This is a genomic window from Parafrankia discariae, from assembly GCF_000373365.1.
Lineage (GTDB): Bacteria > Actinomycetota > Actinomycetes > Frankiales > Frankiaceae > Parafrankia > Parafrankia discariae.
The window spans coordinates 15655-34573 of record NZ_KB891212.1; the positions used below are offsets into that span (position 1 = coordinate 15655).

Genomic DNA, 18919 nt, shown 5'->3' on the forward strand with positions numbered 1-18919 from the left:
CGAAGCGTAAGGACGCCGTCAGCTACGAGCGGGTCGTCTGGTACGACGGCAAGGACAAGAAGCACCACAAGGAGAAGGAGAAGCCCTACTCCGGCGACGAGTCCTATGGCGACGAGTCCTACGGCGACGAGTCCTACGGCGACGAGTCAGATGGTTACGTGGATGGCGAGGACGACGCGGCAGACGCGGCCTCCGTCGCCTACCGGCCGGTCGGTGGCTACGACCGCCACTACAAGGATCTGGTGAAGAAGAAGATCAGGATTACTCTCGAGAGGGTGCTCTGGTTCAACTCGAAGCACCACGATCACAAGTACCCGTGGGTGGGGACTCAGGAGTCGGAGCAGCCCCCCGTGGTCACCACCCCGCTGTCGGTCACGCCTCCGGCACCGGTGACTCCCGCACCCGTTCCGGTTGTATAGCGGGTTAGGAAGACCTGCCGAATTTCGGCGGGATGGAAGCTGTCTGGATCCAGCGGAAGAGCGACGAGGCGCCACCGGCCGGCCGGTGGCGCCTCGTCGATCGACAGATCGCTCGGATCATGACTGTTGCCAGGGGAAACGCGAGTTCGCTAGCCCTTGAGCAGGGCGCGGGACATGACGACGCGCTGGATCTGATTGGTGCCTTCGTAGATCTGCGTGATTTTGGCGTCGCGCATCATCCGCTCGACCGGGAAGTCGCGGGTGTAGCCGGCGCCGCCGAAGAGCTGGACGGCGTCGGTGGTCACCTCCATGGCGACGTCCGAGGCGAAGCACTTCGCGGCGGCGGTGATGAAGCCGAGGTTCGGCTCGCCGCGCTCGGCGCGGGCCGCCGCCACGTACACCATGTGCCGGGCGGCCTCGATCTTCATCGCCATGTCGGCGAGCATGAACTGGACGGCCTGGTTGTCGGCGATCGCCCGGCCGAACTGGCGCCGCTCGCGGACGTAGTCGATCGCCGCGTCCAGCGCGCCCTGGGCGATGCCGACGGCCTGGGCGCCGATCGTGGGCCGGGTGTGGTCGAGGGTGGCCAGCGCGGTGCGCAGGCCGGTGCCGGGCTCGCCGATGATCCGGTCGGCCGGGATCGTGCAGTTGACGAAGTGGATCTCCCGGGTGGGGGAGCCCTTGATCCCGAGCTTGCGCTCCTTGGAGCCGACCTCGAAGCCCGGGTCGTCGGCCCGGACGACGAACGCCGAGATGCCGTTGGCCGGCTTCGCGGCGTTCGGGTCGGTCACCGCCATGACGGTGTACCAGAGGGACTCGCCGGCGTTGGTGATCCAGGTCTTGGTGCCGTTGAGGACCCAGTGGTCGCCGTCGAGCTGCGCCCGGGTGCGCATGGAGGCGGTGTCCGAGCCGGCCTCCCGCTCCGAGAGCGCGTAGGAGGCGGTGGCCTCCCCGCTGGCGATCGAGGGCAGGACGAGCTTCTTCAGGTCCTCCGAGCCGGACAGCAGGATCGGCATGGTGCCGAGCTTGTTGACCGCCGGAATGAGAGACGAGGAGGCACAGGCCCGGGCGACCTCCTCGATGACGATGCAGGTCGTCACCGAGTCGGCGCCCTGGCCGCCGTAGCTCTCCGGAATGTGCACGGCGCTGAACCCGGAGCGGACCAACGCGTTGTGGGCCTCGACGGGATAGCGCTCGTTCTCGTCGGCGTCGGCGGCGAACGGGGCGATCTCCTTGTCGGCGAGATCGCGTACCGCCTCGCGCACGGCGACGTGGGTGTCGGTGAGCCGGTAGGTGTCGAAGTTCGGGTCCACGTCCGTGCCGTCCTCGTCCTAGCTGGTCCTGGCGATGGTCAGGGTGGGTCAGGCGTAGCTGTGGAAGCCGCGTCCGCTCTTCTTCCCGAGCAGGCCGGCGTCCACCATGCGCATCAGCAGCGGCGGCGGCGAGTACAGCGGCTCCTTGAACTCCTCGTACATCGACTCGGCGACGGCCTTCACGGTGTCGAGCCCGATCAGGTCGATCAGCCGCAGCGGCCCCATCGGGTGGGCGCAGCCGAGCACCATGCCGAGGTCGATGTCCTCCGCGGAGGCGAAGCCGGACTCCTGCATCCGGATGGCCGAGAGCAGGTAGGGCACCAGCAGCGCGTTCACCACGAAGCCGGCGCGGTCCTGCGAGCGGATGACCTCCTTGTGCAGCGCGGTGGTCACGAACTCCTGGGCGCGGGCGAGGGTCCCCTCCGCGGTGAGCAGCGACGGGACGAGCTCCACCAGCCGCATCACCGGCACCGGGTTGAAGAAGTGCACGCCGAGCACCTGGTCCGGCCGGTTGGTGGCCATCCCCAGCTTCATGATCGGAATGGACGACGTGTTCGAGGCGAAGATCGCGGAGTCGTCGGCGACGACCTTGTCGAGCGCGGCGAAGATCTCGGTCTTGAGCTGCTCGTTCTCGGCGATGGCCTCGACGGTGAACTGGCGGTCACCGAAGTCGCCGAGGTCGGTGGTGAACGACAGCCGGCCCAGCGCGGCGTCCCGGTCGGCCTCCTGGATCTTGCCGCTGCGGGCGCCGCGGTCCAGCGAGGCGGTGATCCGGCGGCGGCCGGCCTCGACCGCGCCGGCGTCGACCTCCCGGACCAGGACGTCCAGCCCGGCCCGGGCGCACGCCTCGGCGATGCCGGAGCCCATCAGACCGCAGCCGACGACGCCGATCCGCCGGATCTCGCCGGCCGTCGGGATCTTGCTCGCGGTCTGTACCTGCTCCGCCTGGGTCTCGGCCACGTGGCCGCCTCCGTTCTCGTGCTGCTCGGGCCGGACGTCGCGCGCGGCGCGCCCACCCGGCGGACCACCGTCCGTGGACGAGTCTCGTCGGCCCGCGCGGCGGCTGCGACCTCTGGATTATTCTTCCAATCCAACTATAGGACGCCCTTGTAGTTGCCCGCGACGATCCGGCGGTCACTGGTGCAGCGGAAGGGACCAGACCGCGAGGGTGAGTACCGACAGTGGAGCGCCCACCCCGACGAGCAGGCTCGGCAGCGGTGAGGCCAGGCCGTGCCGGTTGGCGATGATCGCCCCGGCGACCATCGGCGGCATGGCGGCCTCGAACAGGGCCACCCCGACGTTCGGATCGGTGCGGACACCCGAGCCGGTGAGCGCGCCCGCGAGCGCGTAGCAGCCGAGGACCACCGCCGGCGCGACGACCAGCTTCACCACCAGTCCCAGGGTCAGCTCACCCCGCCACCGCCGGACGGCCGGCAGCCGCAGCTGCAGGCCCACCGAGAACAGGGCCAGCGGGGTCAGCGTGGCCCCGAGGGCGGCGAGGGCCTCGTCCAGCCAGGCGGGGAAGCCCACCGGGCGCAGTGCCAGCGCCAGCACCAGGGCGATGAGCGCGGGGCGCGCCAACGCCGTGCGGGCCACCGCCAGCGGCGTCGACGCGGCACCCGCGGTGGCTGTCACCAGCACCAGCACGACGGTGTTCAGCAGCAGGGCGGATCCGAGCTGGTCGACGAGCAGCGCGACGGGGACCCACCGCTCGCCGAAGAACGCCGTGACCATCGGGATGCCGACGAACGAGGTGTTCGCCACCGCGGTCACGGCGATCAGCGCGACCACGACCTCCCGCGGCAGCCGCATCAGCCGGGCCGCCGCCAGGTAGATCAGCACGGTGACGGCGAACAGGAGGTACGGGGCGGCCACGACGACCGCGACGTTCGACGGGATCTCCACGCCGTGCAGCGTGCGCAGGGTCAGCGCGGGCAGGGCGACGTCGAGCAGCCAGATGTTGAGCGCCCGCGGGGCATCGTCGGGGAGCTGGAACGAGCGCTGCGCCACCACCCCGGCGGCAAGGCCGACAAGTACGACGACCAGGGCGGACACCGACGCATCGTCTCAGCCCGGAGACCGGCCGAATCGCCTCGCCCGCGTCGCCTGCGTCACTCGGCCGGGGCGTCGGAGGGCTCCGGTCGGCTTGGCTTGGCCGGTGGGTCCGCTCCGTCCGGGTCGTGCCCCGGCCGTCGTGGCGAGCTCGCGGTGGCCGGGCGGGCCAGTCGGGTGCGGTAGAGGCGGGTGAAGGTGATGTGGCCGGCGAACAGCAGCCCGGCGACGAGGTAGTTCAGATCACCGAGGGACTCCTGCCCGGGCAGTGGGAGGAGCGTGTAGGTGATGAGGACGGCCGCCGAGAGGAACAGCGTGCCGATGGTGACACCACCGATCCACGGCGGGGCGTCGGTCATCGACCCGTGCCGCGCCACGGCCGGCGCGGCTGCCACGGCCGGCGCGGCCGGCGGTCCGGTCATCGGGCTGGACGGCGGTTCGCTCTGCGGCCTCACGGTGCCAGTGTGCATCGCCGGGGCGTCCCGGCGGGACCGGTCGGTGCGCCGCCGGTTGCCACCGAGCGCCCCCACCTGGGGCGATTGTTCCTGTCGGTGGTGGATGTGACACTGCTCGGGCGGATGAGACCGGGTTCCGGGCGGGTGGGCCCGGCGGGCTGGGAGGGTGGCAGATGACGGCGCCGGTGCTCGTCGGCCCGGGCGGGGTGGCCTGGCGCGACGGCAAGCGTTACATGTGGCTGACGGCGCTGCTGCCGCCGTTGCTGCCGATCGTCTCGTTCGGGCTCTGGCACCGCACCGGGTCAGGTCTGCCCTGGTGGCTCACCCCCGCCTTCGTCTTCCTGCTGCTGCCCGTGCTCGACGCGACGACACCGAAGGACCCGGTCGGCGCCCCGGAGGGAACCCGCGCGGCGCTGGACGCCGACCGCTACTACCGCTGGTGCACCTACCTCTACCTGCCGCTCGCCGGGGTCGCGCTGGTCATGGGCTGCTGGGCGTGGACGCGCGGCGACCTGTCGGTGGTCGAGCGGGTCGCGGTCGTCCTCGCGCTCGGCACCGTCACCGGGATCGGCATCAACACCGCGCACGAGCTGGGCCACAAACGGGCCCGGGTCGAGCGCCGGCTCTCGAAGGCGATGCTGGCGCCCGCCGCCTACGGGCACTTCTACGTGGAGCACAACCGGGGCCATCACGTCCACGTCGCGACGCCGCGGGATCCGGCCAGCGCCCGGATGGGGGAGAGCTTCTGGCGGTTCTGGCCGCGCACGGTCGTTGGCAGCCTGCGGTCGGCCTGGGCGCTCGAGGCGGCCCGGCTGCGGCTGCGCGGTCGTTCGCCCTGGTCACCGCGTAACGAGGTGCTGTCCTCCTGGTGTTACACGGTGGTGCTCTTCGGCATTCTCGCGGCGGTGTTCGGCCCGGCGGTGCTCGCCTTCCTCGCGTTGCAGGCGGTCGTGGGTTTCTCGCTGCTGGAGTCGGTCAACTACATCGAGCACTACGGGCTGGCGCGGGAGCGGACCGCGGCCGGCCGGTACGAGAAGGTCGACCCGCGGCACAGCTGGAACAGCGACGACGTCATCAGCAATCTCGCGCTTTACCACCTGCCGCGACACAGCGACCATCACGCGTATCCCACCATGCGCTACCAGTCGCTGCGTTCCTTCGCCGCCGCTCCGCAGCTTCCCGCCGGCTACGGCTCGATGATCGTCGCGTCGCTGTTCCCCCGGTTCTGGTTCCGCGTGATGGATCCGCGGGTCGCCGCGCACTACGGCGGTGACGTGACCCGGGCCAATCTCGCCCCCGCGCACCGCGCGCGGCTCATCGCCCGCTACGGCGGGAGTGCCGCCGTAGCCGCCGTGGCTGTCGCACCAGCGGCCGCTTCGCCGCGGGCCGGTGGGCCCGCCGGGCCGGAGGTCGACGCGTCGCCCGATCGGGTTCCGGCGGGCTGAGGCGGTCGGCCCGAACCAGAAGCCACCGCGGCCTTTCCAGAGGTCCCGATTCCTGTCGGTCGGGCCCGCGATCTTCGGCCGGGCGCTAATCTCATCGCACCTGAATCACCGGGTGGGCGGCGAGCTGAAACGACTACGTGGCGGTGGGGGCGGGCGCAGTGAACGCGACGGAGACGTCATTCGTGACGGCGGCCCCGGTAGCCTCGTTGTCCCATCATTCACTGCTCGTCTTTCTGCTTCAGGTGACGGTCCTGTTGTGCCTCGCGTTGGGGCTCGGCCGGCTCGCCCTCCGGCTCGGGCTGCCCTCCGTGGTCGGCGAGCTGCTCGCGGGCGTGTTGGTCGGCCCGTCGCTGCTGGGGGCGGTCGCGTCCGACTTCTCGGGCTGGCTGCTGCCCGCCGATCCGGACCAGATGCACCTGCTCGACGCGCTGGGGCAGATCGGGGTGATCCTCCTGGTCGGCCTCACCGGCGTCGAGATGGACATGCGGATGGTCCGCCGGCGGGGAGCCACCGCCGCGCGGATCAGCATCGCCGGCCTCGTCCTCCCGGTCGGGCTCGGGATCGGCGCGGGCCTGCTCCTGCCGGAGTCACTGCTGGCGGACGGCGCCGACCGTGGGGAGTTCGCGCTGTTCCTCGGGGTGTCGATGGGGGTCAGCGCGATCCCCGTCGCTGCCAAGATCCTGCACGACATGCGGCTGCTGCACCGCAACGTCGGCCAGCTCATCCTCGCCGCCGCGACGGTCGACGACGTGGTCGGCTGGTCGTTACTGTCGGTGGTTTCCGCGATGGCGACTACGGGGGTACGCGGCGGCGACATCGCGTGGCCGGTGCTCAGTGTGATCGGTGTCGTGACCGCGGCGTTCGTCGTCGGCCGCCCGCTCGCCCGGCTGGCGGTCGCCGTCGGCGGCCTCGGCCGGCCGTCCGCTGATTCGGCCGGAGCGGCTGACCCGGCCGGCGCCGGTGGTACCGGTAGTTCCGGTATCGCGGTGGTGGTCGTCTTCGTCCTCGCCGCGGCGGCCGGAACGCACGCCCTCAAACTGGAGGCGATCCTCGGCGCGTTCGTCGCCGGCATCCTGCTCGGGTCCACGCCGACCCTGGACATCTCACGGCTCGAGCCGCTGCGCCTCATGGTCATGGGTGTGCTCGCGCCGATCTTCTTCGCGTCCGCCGGGCTGCGCGTCGACCTGACCGCGCTGACCCGGCCGGAGGTTGCGCTCGCCGCCGTCGTGATCCTCGGACTGGCGATCCTGGGCAAGTTCGTCGGTGCCTACATCGGTGCCCGCGCGAGCCGGTTGGGCCACTGGGAGGCACTCTCGCTGGGCGCGGGCCTGAACGCCCGCGGCGTCATCGAGATCGTCGTGGCCGGCACGGGCCTGCGCCTCGGTGTCCTGTCCACCGCGACGTACACCGTGATCGTCCTGGTGGCGGTCGTGACGTCGATCATGACGCCGCCGATCCTGCGGGCGACCATGCGCCGGGTGGAGCAGACCGCGCAGGAGCGACTGCGCGAGCTCGACCTGGCCGGCCGCTCCCGCGGGGCGCCCCGCGGCATCGACGCCGAACGCCCCCGCGAGCCGAACGCCCCTGCCGGCTGAGCACCAGTGCGGGGACCGGTCGCCCCCGGTTTCCGCCCTGATGCCCGCGGGTCAGTGGGTGCTCAGGACCTTCTCGAAGAACTCCCGGTAACCGCGCAGCGCCTTGCGCAGGTCCTCGGTCGACGGCTCGCCATGGTCGTGCCAGGCGGAGCGCAGCCCCGAGTGTTCCCGGCTGATCCGGTCGGTCAGCGACCGGACCGCCTCGTCCACCAGCCGGTCGGCCTTCTCGACCGCCTGCCGGGGATGGTCGACGAAGTCGATCAGGACCTGCCGCCAGTCGCCTTCCGGCTCGTCGGACGAGGCCGCGCCCGCGGCGGTCGGGCCGCTCGAAGTCGATCGGTCCGCGGCCGGCTCCCCGGGAACGGCGCCCGGCGGCACCGTGGAGTCGCCCGGTGGCACTGTGGAGTCGACCGGCGGTTCCGCGGAACCACGCGCCGTGGTGCTGAACCCCGGCTCGTCGCCGACGAGGGCGTACTCCGAGGTGTCCGCCGGTTCCGCCGCCGTGTCGGGCGGCGGCGTCGCGCCCAGCGGTGCTGGAGCCACCGGGACCGCGTGGTCGTCCGTCCTGTCCACCCGGTTCGGCTGGGCCGTCAGGTCCGTCGTGGAGCGGGCGGACGGGCCGCCGTCAATGGCTCGGCCGCCGGATGGCGACCCGCTGTCGGGCTCGCGTGCGTCGGATGTGTTCGCGTCGGATGTGTTCATCGCGGGTCCTTCCCTGCCTTGGAGTCTCGCCTGCCTTGCCGACCCGGGCTGTCAGGTGCGCTGCCGCGGGGGCCCGGCCAGGGCCGGGGAGCTCTGGGTGTCCTGGTCACGCGGCTCCGTGTCGCCGGTCACCAGCCAGCCGAAGAGCGCGCGCAGCTGCACCAGGGCGGTTCGCAGCTCCTCGGTGTCGGGCGCGCCGGCCATGGCCTCGGCGCGGGCGTGCGCGTCCCGGTAGGGGGCGACCAGCTCGGGGCGGTCGGCGGCGATCAGATCGGCCCGCTCGTCGAAGGTCGCCTCCGGGTAGCCCCGGGCCCGCATCACCTCGGTGACGAGCAGGTCCGCCTGGCGGGCGGAGTCGGCGGGGTCGGCGACGAACCGCGCCTGGACGGCGTCCCAACGGGTGAGGTACCCGGTGCGGGCGGGTTCGTCGAGCGGCCGGACCTCGAGCTCGTCGCGCCGCCGGGCCACCTCGGCGAGCCGGCGCTCGGCCGCCCGGCGATCCCCGCCGCTGTGTTCCACCGCCCGGTCGTACTCCGGCCCGAAGCGACTGCGCAGCGCCCGCCCGGATCCACCCGGGGCGAGCCGGGCACCCCCGAGGGCCATGAAGAGGACCACGCCCAGGATTACAAGGACGAGGACCAGCAGGATCCATCCCAGCGCCGACACGGCGTGACCTCCGTACGAATCGGCTGATCACCAATGACGTCGGCTGCGGTACCCGTGGGACCACCCCATAAACGCGGGACACCCGTTCCCGCAACGCCTGTCCGGATCGCCGGGTGCCCGGCCGGGGGCCTCAGCTCCCGGCGGGGGCCGCGGGGCGGACGCCGAGATCCGGCGCGGCCGCGGTGAACTCGTCCCGCAGCCGCTGCTTGCCGTCCGCCGGGAGGAAGGAGTGCTCCACCGCGGCGGCGGCCACGTCGAACACCTGCTGCCGGGAGAGCCCGAGCGAGCGCAGCGCGTGCAGGTACTCCGCGCGCAGCGTCGTGTTGAACATGGGCGGGTCGTCGCTGTTCAGGTTCACCTCGAGGCCCTGCGCGATCATCTCGGGCAGCGGGTGCGCCGCGTAGCTGGCCACGGCCCCGGTACGCAGGTTCGAGGTGGGGGAGACCTCCAACGGGATGCGGTGCCGGCGCAGATGCTCGACCAGAGCCGGGTCGGCCAGCGCGCTCGTCCCGTGCCCGATCCGCTCCGCGTGCAGGTGTTCGAGCGAGTCCCAGATGGTCCGCGGCCCGGTCGTCTCGCCCGCGTGCGGGACGCGGTGCAGGCCGGCGTCCCGCGCCGCGGTGAAGACCGGGCCGAACTGGGGCCGCGGCACCCCGACCTCGGGCCCGCCCAGGCCCAGCGCGATCACACCCTCGCCGCCATGGGCCAGGGCCAGCTCCAGGGTGCGCTCGCCGGAGGCGACGTTGTCCGTCCCCGGCAGGCCGGGGATGTCGGTGATCCAGCGGACCTGGATGCCGGCCTCGCGCTCGGCGTCGAGCCGGCCCGCCTCCACGCCGGCGAACACGACCGCGGGGTCGATCCCTCGCTGGACGTGCAGGAACGGCGTGAAGGTGATCTCCGCGTAGCGCACCCGCTGCGCGGCCAGCCCGAGCGCGGTCTCCCGGGCGAGCAGCCGGAAGTCCTCCTCGTCCCGCAGGACCTGGACGGCGGCCAGGTAGACCTCGATGAAGTGGTCGAAGTCGCGGAACGCGTAGTAGGCCCGCAGGGCGTCCAGGTCGGTCGGTAGGTGGTCGACGTCGTGGCGGCGGGCGAGCCGCAGCAGGGTCGTCGGCAGCATCGAGCCCTCCAGGTGGACGTGCAGCTCCACCTTCGGCAGCCCGTCCACGAACCGCTCGTCACTGACCTCGTCGGTGACCTGCCGGGTCACGGGGTCGCTCACGTCTGTCCTCCGCTCCGTGCCGCTCCGTGCCGCGGGTCCGTCCACGCGGGGCTGTCGGGCCGCCGTGGCACGATTGTTCCGCAGCCGGCCGCGGGTCAGCCGGTGGGACGGGCGGGAGGCTCGGGCGCCGATCCGCCGAGATGGGCGGGCAGCCACCAGGGGGACTCACCCGGCGGGGGCGCCGGGTAGCGGCGCTGCGCGTCGTCGAGCAGCTCACCCATCCGCAGCTCCAGCAGCGCGGTGCCGGTCTGGGCGTCCGGCAGCTCCGAGTACGGGACGGGCTTGCCGACCGTGATCGAGACCGGCGTGCCGACCGCCGCGCGCAGGTTCCGGGGCCGGTCCTTGGTCAGGATCCGCTGGCTGCCCCAGAGCACCAGGGGGATCACGGGCACCTCGGCCTCGACGGCCATCCGGGCCGCGCCCGACTTGAACGGCGCCAGGCAGTAGCTCGGGCTGATCGTCGCCTCGGGGAACACCCCGACGAGTTCGCCCGCGCGCAGCGCGCGCACCGCCGTGAGCAGGGAGCCGGCCCCGGCCGCCCGGTCGACCGGGATGTGGTGCATCCCCCGCATCAGCGGCCCACTGGCGCGGTGGTCGAACACCTGCTTCTTGGCCATGAACCGGACCATGCGCCGCCGGGTGCGCCAGAAGGGAACCCCGGCGAGCGCGAAGTCCAGGTAGGAGACGTGGTTGATCAGCACGATGGCCCCGCCACCGGCCGGGATGTTCTCCTCACCGCGTACGTCCAGCCGCAGGCGCAACGCGCGGAAGAGCCCCATCGCCGTATGGATGACCGGCCGGTACACGTACTCCGCCATGCCGCGAATCCTCCCCAGGTCGGTATGCCGTCAGATCGGTGCCTCGCGTCGGTGCCTCGCGGTCCGCCGCCCGCCGGCCGCCGCCCGCCGCCTGCCGGGCGCCGGGCGCGGACCCATCGTGCGCCACGGGGCGGCGCGAGTCGTGCATTCGATACCGGACGCCCCGTTCCGCTCGGTCACGGCCGTCCGGACGGACGGCCGTCCGGACGGCCACAGGCTGTCGGTCTCCGAGCTGTCGGTGAGCCGACGGACGACGTCCTACCGGGGCGTTGGGCCCAGGCGGCTCATGCGGGACGATCGTGGCGGCATACGGTCCGTCCGCCGGCGACGATCCACCGGCGACGAGGAGAGGGGCAGCCACGTCCGATCTGCTGAGCCGGAGCCTCGACGCGCAGCCGGCCCCCGCGCACTGGATCCTCGTCCTCACCGGGGTCGTCGCGCTGCTCACTGTGGCGAGTGACCGCACCTGGCCGACCGCCCGGCATGTCGTGACGATCGCGCACGAGGGCGGGCATGCCCTCGCCGCGGTCGCCACCGGCCGCCGCCTCGCCGGGGTGCGTCTGCACTCCGACACCTCCGGCGTCACCGTGTCCTCGGGCCGGCCGACCGGGCCCGGGGTGATCCTGACCGTCGCCGCCGGCTACACGACGCCGTCGCTGCTCGGGCTGGGCGCCTCCGGCCTGCTCGCCACCGGGCGGATCAGCCTGCTGCTGCAGATCCTCGTCGCGCTGCTGCTGGTCATGCTGGTGGTCGTCCGTAACGCCTTCGGGGTCGTGTCGGTGCTGGTCAGCACGGTTGTCGTGCTCGGGATCTCGTGGTTCGCGGCGGATGACGTCCAGGCCGGCTTCGCCGCCTACGCCACCTGGTTCCTGCTGCTCGGCGCGGTGCGGCCGATCATCGAGGTCCAGCGGCAGCGGCGGCAGCGGCGCGCCCGGGACTCCGACCCGGACCAGCTCGCCCGCCTCACCGGACTGCCGGGTGCCTTCTGGGTCGGCACGTTCGGACTGCTCTCCCTGGGCTGCCTGGCGACCGCGGCGGCCGCGCTGGTCGTCTGATCCGCTGGAAGTGTCGGTGGAGGCTGGAAGACTGCTCAGGCATGTGCGGCAGGTATACCCAGACTCTGAGCGCCGACGATCTCGCCGCGGCGATGTCCGCGGTGGACGAGACGGGCGGCCACGTGGCGGAGAGCTACAACGTCGCCCCGACCACGGTGATGCCGATCGTGGTCGCTCGCCCGGCTGGTGCGGCTGGCACGGGTGGAGACACCGGCGAGGTGAACGGGGCTGGCGGGGCCGGTGACGCTGGCGGGGCCGGTGATCCGGAGGCCGCGGGCGGCGGGCGGGTTCTGCGGCTGGCCACCTGGGGCCTGGTCCCGTTCTGGGCGAAGGACCGGGCGATCGGCAGTCGCCTGATCAACGCCCGGGCCGAGTCGGTGGCGTCCAAGCCGGCGTTCCGCGCGGCGTTCGCCGCCCGGCGGTGCCTCGTCCCCGCCACCGGCTTCTACGAGTGGCGGCGGCGCGGTGGCTCGCGCCGCGGCCAGCCGTACTACATCCATCCGGCCGGCCACCCGGGGGCCGACGGCCTGTTCGCCTTCGCCGGGCTCTACGAGGTCTGGTCGAAGGGCGAGCAGCCGCTGACCACGTTCACGATCCTGACCACCGACGCGGCCGCGGGCATCGAGTTCATCCATGACCGGTCACCCGTCGTGGTGCCGCGTTCGGCCTGGTCACGGTGGATCGACCCGACGCCGCTGGACCCGGCGGCGCTCGCCGGGATCCTGCGGCCCGCGCCGGCCGGGGTGTTCGCCGCGCATCCGGTCTCGCTCGAGGTCGGAAACGTCCGCAACTCCGGCCGTCATCTCGTCGACCGCGTCGAGGTCGACCCGGAGGAGGCCGCCGCCGCGGCGGGTCCCCCGGGCGCCGGATCGGGGCCGGTCGTCGGGCCCACGCCCGATGCGGAGGGAAACGCCCCGCATGAGGCCGGTCTCTTCGACGAGGATGGCGTGGGTCCGCACGCGCGGCGATGACACCCGGGCCACCCACCCGACGGAGGTCGGCCGCGGCCCTGCGTGCACCGCGCTCTCGGGAGGACATCGAATGGCAACGGAAGATCTCGCCGCGGAACAGCTGGCCAACCTGCGCGACATCGGTGGGATGACCACCACGGACGGCCGCGTCACCAACCCGGGTGTGCTGTACCGCAGCGAGATGCCCCGGGTCGGGGACGCCCGGCCGGCCGGGGAGTTCACCTGGCCGCCGCCGACCGTGGTCGACCTGCGCTCGGCGGTGGAGCGGGGGAGCTCCCCGCACCCGCTGTCGCTGCTCGGCTCGGAGATCCACGTGATGCCCCTGCTCGGGGAGGAGACCGGCCGGGTCAGTGACTCGCTGCCGCCGGACGCGCTCGCCGGCGGCCTGCGCACGCTGTACGCCGCGATGCTCGACATCGCGACGCCCCGGCTGGTGGAGATCCTCGACCTGGCGGCGGAGGCCCCCGGTCCGCTCCTGGTGCACTGCGCGGCCGGCAAGGACCGCACGGGCGTGGTCGTCACCCTCCTCCTGCGCCTGGCCGGTGTCGTCCCGGACCAGGTGGTCGCCGACTACCTGCTCACCGGCGAGAACATGCCGGGCGTGCTGCGCCGCCTGCGGGGGCACGCGATCCTCCCCGACGGCCGGGTCGTCGACAGGGAGGTCACCAAGGTCTCGATGGCCGCCGTCGAGCAGGTGCTGACCATCATCGACGGGCATCCGCAGGGCCCGGAGGGCTGGTTCCTCGACCGCGGCGCCCGGCCCGAGGCCGTCGAACTCTGGCGCAAGCGCATCCTGGGCTGAGCCCGGGGCCGACGCCGCCGTCGGCCGGGAGCGTCGCGGTTCCGGCCGACGGCGGGTTCGAGGTGCCCGGTAGCCGATCAGGGGTCCCGCTCGGTCCCTCCGGTCTCAGGGGCGCAGGGCCAGGCCGAGTGCCACCTCGGTCACGCCGGTGACGACGAGCTGGATGCCGAACAGCACCGCGAGCACCACCACGGTGGAGGACGGCCAGGCCAGGGCCAGCACCCCGAGGACGACGGCGAGCGCCGCGATGAGCAGGCCCCGGGTGACGCCGCCGGCGTGGCCCGCCTGACCGGTGCGGCTCGCCAGTACCAGCAGGGCCCGGACCACCCCCGCGACGATCAGGGTCGCGCCGACCACCAGCGCGATGGCGTGCAGCGTCACCCCCGGCCACAGCAGGATCACCACGCCGGCGGCGGCGGTGAGCGCCCCGAAGAGGACGGCGGAGCTGCTGTTATCGGCGCGCACGGCGGAGACGATCTCGGCGATGCCGGAGACGAGAAGAGCCACCCCGGCGATGACGGCCAGCGCGCCGGCGGTGGTGAAGGGATTGGTGATGAGCAGCAGTCCCAGGACCGTGACCGCGACTCCGAGGATGACCAGGGCCGACCACAGCGAGCTCGGTCGCTGTGTCTCCCGGTTCTGTCGATACGTCGTCGTCATGTGACCTCCCCGTGTCCGGCCCGGAGGCGTCCGTGTGTCGGGGCTCGTGCCCGTGACCTGGAGCTCGTGCCCGGGACCTGGGAAAGGCGTACCCGCGATGACCGGCGGGCGCACCCGCGCGGCGGGAGTCACCGGCCGTCCGGCCCGGGACGCCCGCCGGGCTCGGTGCCGCGGCCCGTACCCTGGAGGACATGACCTCTGCCGCGTCGTGAGGCGGGCGTTTCCTCGGCACCCCGGTGTCGTGGTGGCCAACCGCTGACACCGAATAAACGCACGAATCCGATGTACGAAAGAGGCCGACCCTCATGATCATCGTGTCCGAGCTCGAGCTCCGTGCCGGAGCCCGCACACTGATCGAGCCGGTCTCCTTCCGGGTGCAGCCGGGTGACCGTATCGGCCTGGTCGGTCGCAACGGCGCAGGCAAGACGACGATGCTGAAGACGCTCGCGGGGGAGACCCTGCCGTTCGCCGGCAAGGTGGACATCCGCGGCGAGATCGGCTACCTGCCACAGGATCCGCGTACCGGAGACCTCGCCGACACCGCCCGCGACCGCGTGCTCGCGGCCCGCGGCCTCGACGTGATCCTGCGCGATATGGAGAAGCTCCAGGTCGAGATGGCCGAGCTCGTCGACGAGGCGGCCCGCGACACCGCGGTGCGGCGTTACGGCCGGTTGGAAGAGCGGTTCGGGGTGCTCGGCGGCTACGCCGCCGAGGCGGAGGCGGCGCGGATCTGCTCCTCGCTCGGCCTGCCCGACCGGGTGCTCGGCCAGCGGATCGGAACGCTCTCCGGCGGCCAGCGCCGCCGCGTCGAGCTGGCCCGCATCCTGTTCGCCGGTTCGGGGAACTCCGACGCGACACTGCTGCTCGACGAGCCGACCAACCATCTCGACGCCGACTCGATCACCTGGCTGCGGGATTTCCTGCGCGCCCACTCCGGCGGCCTGATCGTCATCAGTCACGACGTCGACCTGCTGGACAAGAGCGTGAACAAGGTCTTCCACCTCGACGCCAACCGCGCCGCGCTCGACGTCTACAACGTCAACTGGAAGACGTACCTCACCCAGCGCGATCAGGACGAGCGGCGTCGGCGGCGGGAGCGGGCCAACGCGGAGAAGAAGATCGACTCGCTGCGGGCCCAGGCCGACAAGATGCGGGCGAAGGCCACCAAGGCGCGCGCGGCCCACCAGATGGACCGCCGCGCGGAGCGCCTCGCCTCCGGTCTCGCCGACGTCCGGGTCGCCGACCGGGTCGCCAAGCTGCGCTTCCCCGATCCGGCTCCGTGCGGGCGCACGCCGCTGACCGCCACCGGCCTGTCGAAGTCCTACGGCTCGCTGGAGGTCTTCACCGGCGTCGACCTGGCGATCGACCGCGGCACCCGGGTCGTGGTCCTGGGCCTCAACGGCGCCGGCAAGACGACGCTGCTGCGCATGCTCGCCGGCCAGGAGACGCCGGACGCCGGTGAGGTGCACCCGGGGCACGGCCTGCGCCTGGGGTACTACGCGCAGGAGCACGAGACGCTCGACACGTCCCGCACGGTGCTCGACAACATGCGCGCCGCGGCGCCCACCGCCTCCGACGTCGACCTGCGCCGCATCCTGGGCGCCTTCCTGTTCAGCGGTGACGCGGTCGAGCAGCTCGCGGAGACGCTCTCCGGTGGTGAGAAGACCCGGCTGGCCCTGGCCGGCCTGGTCTGCAGCTCGGCGAACGTGCTGCTGCTCGACGAGCCGACGAACAACCTCGACCCGGCGTCGCGCGGCGAGGTCCTGAGCGCGCTGCGCACCTACCGGGGCTCGGTGGTGCTCGTCACGCACGACCCGGGCGCGGTCGAGGCGCTGAGCCCCGACAAGGTCCTGATGCTGCCGGACGGCGTCGAGGACACCTGGTCGCCCGACCTCGCCGATCTCGTCACACTGGCCTGAGACCACACCGAGCACCCGGCGGCGTCCGGAGGTCGCCGCCTTGACAGACTGGGCGCTCGGTCCGCGTGCCCAGTACTTCCGGTAACCAGTACTTCCGGTGACAGGGGCGCGCGGGGGATCACCCACGGGGACGAGAGCGGGAGCGCGTGAGCACAGAAGGCGGCACCAAGGCGGTCGTGGCGGCACTGCTCGCGAACCTGGGCATCGCGGTGGCGAAGTTCGTGGCGTTCCTGTTCACCCGCTCGTCGTCGATGCTCGCCGAGTCGATCCACTCCGTCGCGGACTCGAGCAACCAGGCGCTGCTCCTGCTCGGGCAGCGCAACGCCAGCCAGCCGGCGGATGAAGAGCACCCCTTCGGCTACGGGCGCTCCCGGTACATCGCGGGCTTCCTGGTCGGCATCGTGCTGTTCAGCGTCGGTGGGCTGTTCTCCGTCTACGAGGGTGTCGAGAAGCTGCGCCACCCGCACGAGCTGGAGAGCGGCCTGGTGGCGATCGTGGTCCTCGGCGTCGCGATCGTGCTCGAGGGCTTCTCCTTCCGGACGGCGATCAAGGAGTCGAGGCATTCCAAGGGCGCGGGGTCGTGGTGGCGGTTCATCCGGGAGACCCGCTCCCCGGAGCTGCCGGTCGTCCTGCTGGAGGACCTGGCCGCGCTGTGCGGCCTGGTGTTCGCCCTCGCCGGGGTCGGCCTGACGCTGCTGCTCGACGATCCGATCTGGGACGGCGCCGGCACCCTCGCGATCGGCATCCTGCTGCTGGCCGTCGCCGTGATCGTGGCGATGGAGACGTACGGGATGCTGGTCGGGGAGGCCGCCACCCCGCGGACCGTCGAGGCGATCAGGCGGGCGCTGAGCTCGGCCCCGGCGGTCACCACCGTGATCCACATGCGGACCCTGCACCTCGGTCCGGACGAGCTGCTGGTCGCGGCCAAGATCGGACTCGACCCGGAGCTGACCACGGCCCAGGTCGCCGCCGCCATCAACGAGGCCGAGGCGCTGCTGCGCGCCGCCGTGCCCACCGCGCACCGGGTCTACCTGGAACCCGACATGCCGCGGGGCGAGGCGGCGCAGCCGGTGCCGCCGGCCGCCGCCGAGCCGGCCTGAGCCACGGGACGGGACATCCGGGCGCGGGGCCTGCCGGTCGGAACCGCGCCGGGTCCGCGCCGCTCAGCCGTTCCCGAGGCAGACCCGCAGGACGATGGCGGCGAGGGCGCCCGTCCCGATCAACAGGCCGGGCAGCTCACCCGCGCGCACCGTGTCACCCGGTCCGTCCGGGCGGGGGCGGGGGGCCAGCGCCGCCACCGCCAGCCAGGGCGCCAGCGGTAGCCAGGCCAGCTCCACCCCACCCCAGGCCAGCCCCGCGCACACGCTGAACAGCGCCGCGGCGCCGGCCCCGACCAGGAACGGCCAGCCGGGGGTCAGCCGGAGCCGGCGCAGCGCGCGGACCAGCACCGGCCCACCGGCCAGCAGCACCACGACGGCGTCCAGGGCGAGCCAGGCCAGCACCGTGGCCGGCCCGGCGTCGACCCGGGCCCTGGTGAGGCCGTCCGGCCAGGAGAAGCCCCAGGCGGAGAACAGCCAGAGCGGGAGCAGCGCGCCGAGCCCGGTGAACACGTTCATCAGCGGCTGTCGGCGGACGAAGTACGCCGCCGCGACGGCCACACCCAGCCACACCACGGCGTAGTCGAACAGGCCGCCGACCCCCAGCAGCAGGCCCGACAGCAGCGCCCACGACAGGCGCCAGCGCCGGCCCGGCTCGCACCCGAGCACCCCGACGGTGACCGCCGCCGCCGCCGGCAGGATGGCGACGGCCCGCGGCGAGGCGGCGGCCCACAGCGCCCACGGCGTCAGCACGAGCACCGGGACGGCGCGGCGCGCCGCCGTCTCGTGGCACAGCGAGCGCACCGCGACAGCCACCAGCGGGACACCCAGCGCCGTCAGCGCCGTCAGGGCCAGCCCGAGCGGCACCGCGCCGCCGGCCCCGCCAGCCCCGTCGGCGGCCTCGGCGAGGTCACCGAGGCCGAGCCGGTCCAACCCCCACACGAGCAGCACGGGGCCGGGCGGATGGCTGGTGAGCAGGCTCGACGGCGCCCGGGGCAGGTCCGCCGCGCCGGCCTGCGCCGCGGACACCGGCCCGTCGACCGACTGGGCGACCCAGCCGGCGAGGTAGCCGAACGGGTCGTCGCCGACGGCGTCGGCGGCGGTCAGGTAGACCGGCGGTGGGCGCAGGCCGTCGGTGAGGCCCGGGCCGGCCGCCGCGGCCAGGGCGAGGCTCCAGCACAGTGATCCGGCGAAGCCGAACAGGAGCAGGAGCGGCCAGCGGGCGCGGATCGCCCGGCGGGCGAGCGCCAGGGTGCCGACCGCCACGAGCACCGGGAGCAGCGTCGCCGGCGCCAGGTGGGGGGTGCGCCAGCCGACCGGGAACGGCCCGACGGAGCCGAGATCCACATCGGTGGCGGCGATGAGCGTGCTGAGCAGCAGACCGAATCCGGCCGCCGCGCACCAGAGCCCGACATCGACCCCCTCGGCCCATAGCGCGGATCGGGCCGGGTGGCGCCGAGGCAGCGTTCCGGTCACCCTCCGTAGTCGGGGGCGTCGGGTGGATCCTGGCCCGGTGCCGGGTGCGAGCCGCGCCGGTGCGGGCGCCGCCCGCGTCGGCCGGCCGTTGACCATGCATGCACCGTAACCAGTCCCGGCGGCCCGCGGATCCCCGCGGGGGGGCCGAGACGGATGTACGGTCGGTAACGATGTTCGACGCGCCGCGTGGGAGCCCCTGTCCGATCGGATCCCGGCCGGCCGCAAGACTGGCCGCTGTGCCGTCGGACTCGGGCT

The 18919-nt window shown here is 73.1% G+C and carries 18 protein-coding genes; 8 read left to right on the plus strand and 10 right to left on the minus strand.

From position 1 onward, the window contains the following. The coding region (locus B056_RS43625; protein WP_035751530.1) for a hypothetical protein at positions 1 to 419 on the plus strand (419 nt) is incomplete at its 5' end. 149 nt (positions 420 to 568) lie between these two features. Here the strand turns inward: B056_RS43625 and B056_RS0114615 are convergent. From B056_RS0114615 to B056_RS40015, 4 genes are all read right to left on the minus strand, one after another. After that, on the minus strand, positions 569 to 1732 hold the full coding sequence (locus B056_RS0114615; RefSeq protein WP_018502608.1) for an acyl-CoA dehydrogenase family protein: 1164 nt from the start codon (positions 1730 to 1732) through the stop codon (positions 569 to 571). A gap of 48 nt (positions 1733 to 1780) precedes the next feature. Further along, on the minus strand, positions 1781 to 2692 hold the full coding sequence (locus tag B056_RS0114620) for a 3-hydroxybutyryl-CoA dehydrogenase (protein WP_018502609.1): 912 nt from the start codon (positions 2690 to 2692) through the stop codon (positions 1781 to 1783). A 174-nt stretch (positions 2693 to 2866) separates the two neighbouring features. After that, positions 2867 to 3787 (minus strand): AEC family transporter, encoded by a 921-nt coding sequence (locus B056_RS0114625; protein ID WP_018502610.1) that lies wholly within the window; start codon positions 3785 to 3787, stop codon positions 2867 to 2869. Between the two features lie 56 nt (positions 3788 to 3843). After that, positions 3844 to 4239: a hypothetical protein gene (locus B056_RS40015; RefSeq protein ID WP_230202995.1), complete on the minus strand. Its 396-nt coding sequence runs from the start codon at positions 4237 to 4239 to the stop codon at positions 3844 to 3846. Between the two features lie 173 nt (positions 4240 to 4412). Between B056_RS40015 and B056_RS0114635 the strand changes: the two genes are divergently transcribed. Together B056_RS0114635 and B056_RS0114640 are read left to right on the plus strand one after the other, a co-directional pair. After that, positions 4413 to 5684 carry an alkane 1-monooxygenase gene (locus B056_RS0114635; RefSeq protein ID WP_018502612.1) on the plus strand — a complete coding sequence of 424 codons (1272 nt, stop codon included), beginning with the start codon at positions 4413 to 4415 and terminating at the stop codon, positions 5682 to 5684. Between the two features lie 158 nt (positions 5685 to 5842). Beyond that, positions 5843 to 7279, plus strand: coding sequence for a cation:proton antiporter (locus tag B056_RS0114640; RefSeq protein ID WP_020572499.1), 1437 nt, complete (start codon positions 5843 to 5845; stop codon positions 7277 to 7279). A 51-nt stretch (positions 7280 to 7330) separates the two neighbouring features. Here the strand turns inward: B056_RS0114640 and B056_RS0114645 are convergent, their stop codons facing one another. From B056_RS0114645 to B056_RS0114660, 4 genes are all read right to left on the minus strand, one after another. Continuing rightward, positions 7331 to 7981: a flagellar biosynthesis protein FlhF gene (locus B056_RS0114645; RefSeq protein WP_018502614.1), complete on the minus strand. Its 651-nt coding sequence runs from the start codon at positions 7979 to 7981 to the stop codon at positions 7331 to 7333. Positions 7982 to 8032: 51 nt separating this feature from the next. Continuing rightward, positions 8033 to 8647 (minus strand): hypothetical protein, encoded by a 615-nt coding sequence (locus B056_RS0114650; RefSeq protein WP_018502615.1) that lies wholly within the window; start codon positions 8645 to 8647, stop codon positions 8033 to 8035. 130 nt (positions 8648 to 8777) lie between these two features. After that, a complete protein-coding gene (gene add, locus B056_RS0114655; protein ID WP_020572500.1) occupies positions 8778 to 9866 on the minus strand; it encodes an adenosine deaminase in 1089 nt (362 codons plus the stop codon). A gap of 95 nt (positions 9867 to 9961) precedes the next feature. Continuing rightward, entirely contained in the window at positions 9962 to 10684 is a 723-nt protein-coding gene (locus B056_RS0114660; protein WP_018502617.1) for a lysophospholipid acyltransferase family protein, read from the minus strand. Between the two features lie 299 nt (positions 10685 to 10983). Between B056_RS0114660 and B056_RS0114665 the strand changes: the two genes are divergently transcribed. From B056_RS0114665 to B056_RS0114675, 3 genes are all read left to right on the plus strand, one after another. Further along, positions 10984 to 11739, plus strand: coding sequence for a M50 family metallopeptidase (locus B056_RS0114665; protein ID WP_018502618.1), 756 nt, complete (start codon positions 10984 to 10986; stop codon positions 11737 to 11739). A 41-nt stretch (positions 11740 to 11780) separates the two neighbouring features. Continuing rightward, positions 11781 to 12710 carry an SOS response-associated peptidase gene (locus tag B056_RS36540; protein WP_018502619.1) on the plus strand — a complete coding sequence of 310 codons (930 nt, stop codon included), beginning with the start codon at positions 11781 to 11783 and terminating at the stop codon, positions 12708 to 12710. Positions 12711 to 12780: 70 nt separating this feature from the next. Then, positions 12781 to 13512: a tyrosine-protein phosphatase gene (locus B056_RS0114675; protein WP_026239713.1), complete on the plus strand. Its 732-nt coding sequence runs from the start codon at positions 12781 to 12783 to the stop codon at positions 13510 to 13512. Positions 13513 to 13617: 105 nt separating this feature from the next. On the opposite strand, the gene B056_RS0114680 is transcribed toward B056_RS0114675, so the two are convergent. After that, positions 13618 to 14172 (minus strand): HdeD family acid-resistance protein, encoded by a 555-nt coding sequence (locus B056_RS0114680; RefSeq protein WP_018502621.1) that lies wholly within the window; start codon positions 14170 to 14172, stop codon positions 13618 to 13620. Positions 14173 to 14477: 305 nt separating this feature from the next. Between B056_RS0114680 and B056_RS0114685 the strand changes: the two genes are divergently transcribed. Both B056_RS0114685 and B056_RS0114690 read left to right on the plus strand, forming a co-directional pair. Further along, positions 14478 to 16091 carry an ABC-F family ATP-binding cassette domain-containing protein gene (locus B056_RS0114685; RefSeq protein WP_018502622.1) on the plus strand — a complete coding sequence of 538 codons (1614 nt, stop codon included), beginning with the start codon at positions 14478 to 14480 and terminating at the stop codon, positions 16089 to 16091. Positions 16092 to 16237: 146 nt separating this feature from the next. After that, entirely contained in the window at positions 16238 to 17191 is a 954-nt protein-coding gene (locus tag B056_RS0114690; protein WP_018502623.1) for a cation diffusion facilitator family transporter, read from the plus strand. A 63-nt stretch (positions 17192 to 17254) separates the two neighbouring features. On the opposite strand, the gene B056_RS0114695 is transcribed toward B056_RS0114690, so the two are convergent. Next, complete coding sequence (locus B056_RS0114695; protein ID WP_026239714.1) at positions 17255 to 18760, minus strand: hypothetical protein; 1506 nt, start codon at positions 18758 to 18760, stop codon at positions 17255 to 17257. Between the last annotated feature and the right edge of the window lie 159 nt (positions 18761 to 18919).

Coding starts and splice junctions, on each gene's coding strand:
- B056_RS0114685 (WP_018502622.1), top strand. CDS start 14,478: ATGATCATCGTGTCCGAGCTCGAGCTCCGTGCCGGAGCCCGCACACTG.
- B056_RS0114660 (WP_018502617.1), bottom strand. CDS start 10,684: ATGGCGGAGTACGTGTACCGGCCGGTCATCCATACGGCGATGGGGCTC.
- B056_RS0114675 (WP_026239713.1), top strand. CDS start 12,781: ATGGCAACGGAAGATCTCGCCGCGGAACAGCTGGCCAACCTGCGCGAC.
- B056_RS0114680 (WP_018502621.1), bottom strand. CDS start 14,172: ATGACGACGACGTATCGACAGAACCGGGAGACACAGCGACCGAGCTCG.
- B056_RS36540 (WP_018502619.1), top strand. CDS start 11,781: ATGTGCGGCAGGTATACCCAGACTCTGAGCGCCGACGATCTCGCCGCG.
- B056_RS0114635 (WP_018502612.1), top strand. CDS start 4,413: ATGACGGCGCCGGTGCTCGTCGGCCCGGGCGGGGTGGCCTGGCGCGAC.
- B056_RS0114695 (WP_026239714.1), bottom strand. CDS start 18,760: ATGGTCAACGGCCGGCCGACGCGGGCGGCGCCCGCACCGGCGCGGCTC.
- B056_RS0114645 (WP_018502614.1), bottom strand. CDS start 7,981: ATGAACACATCCGACGCGAACACATCCGACGCACGCGAGCCCGACAGC.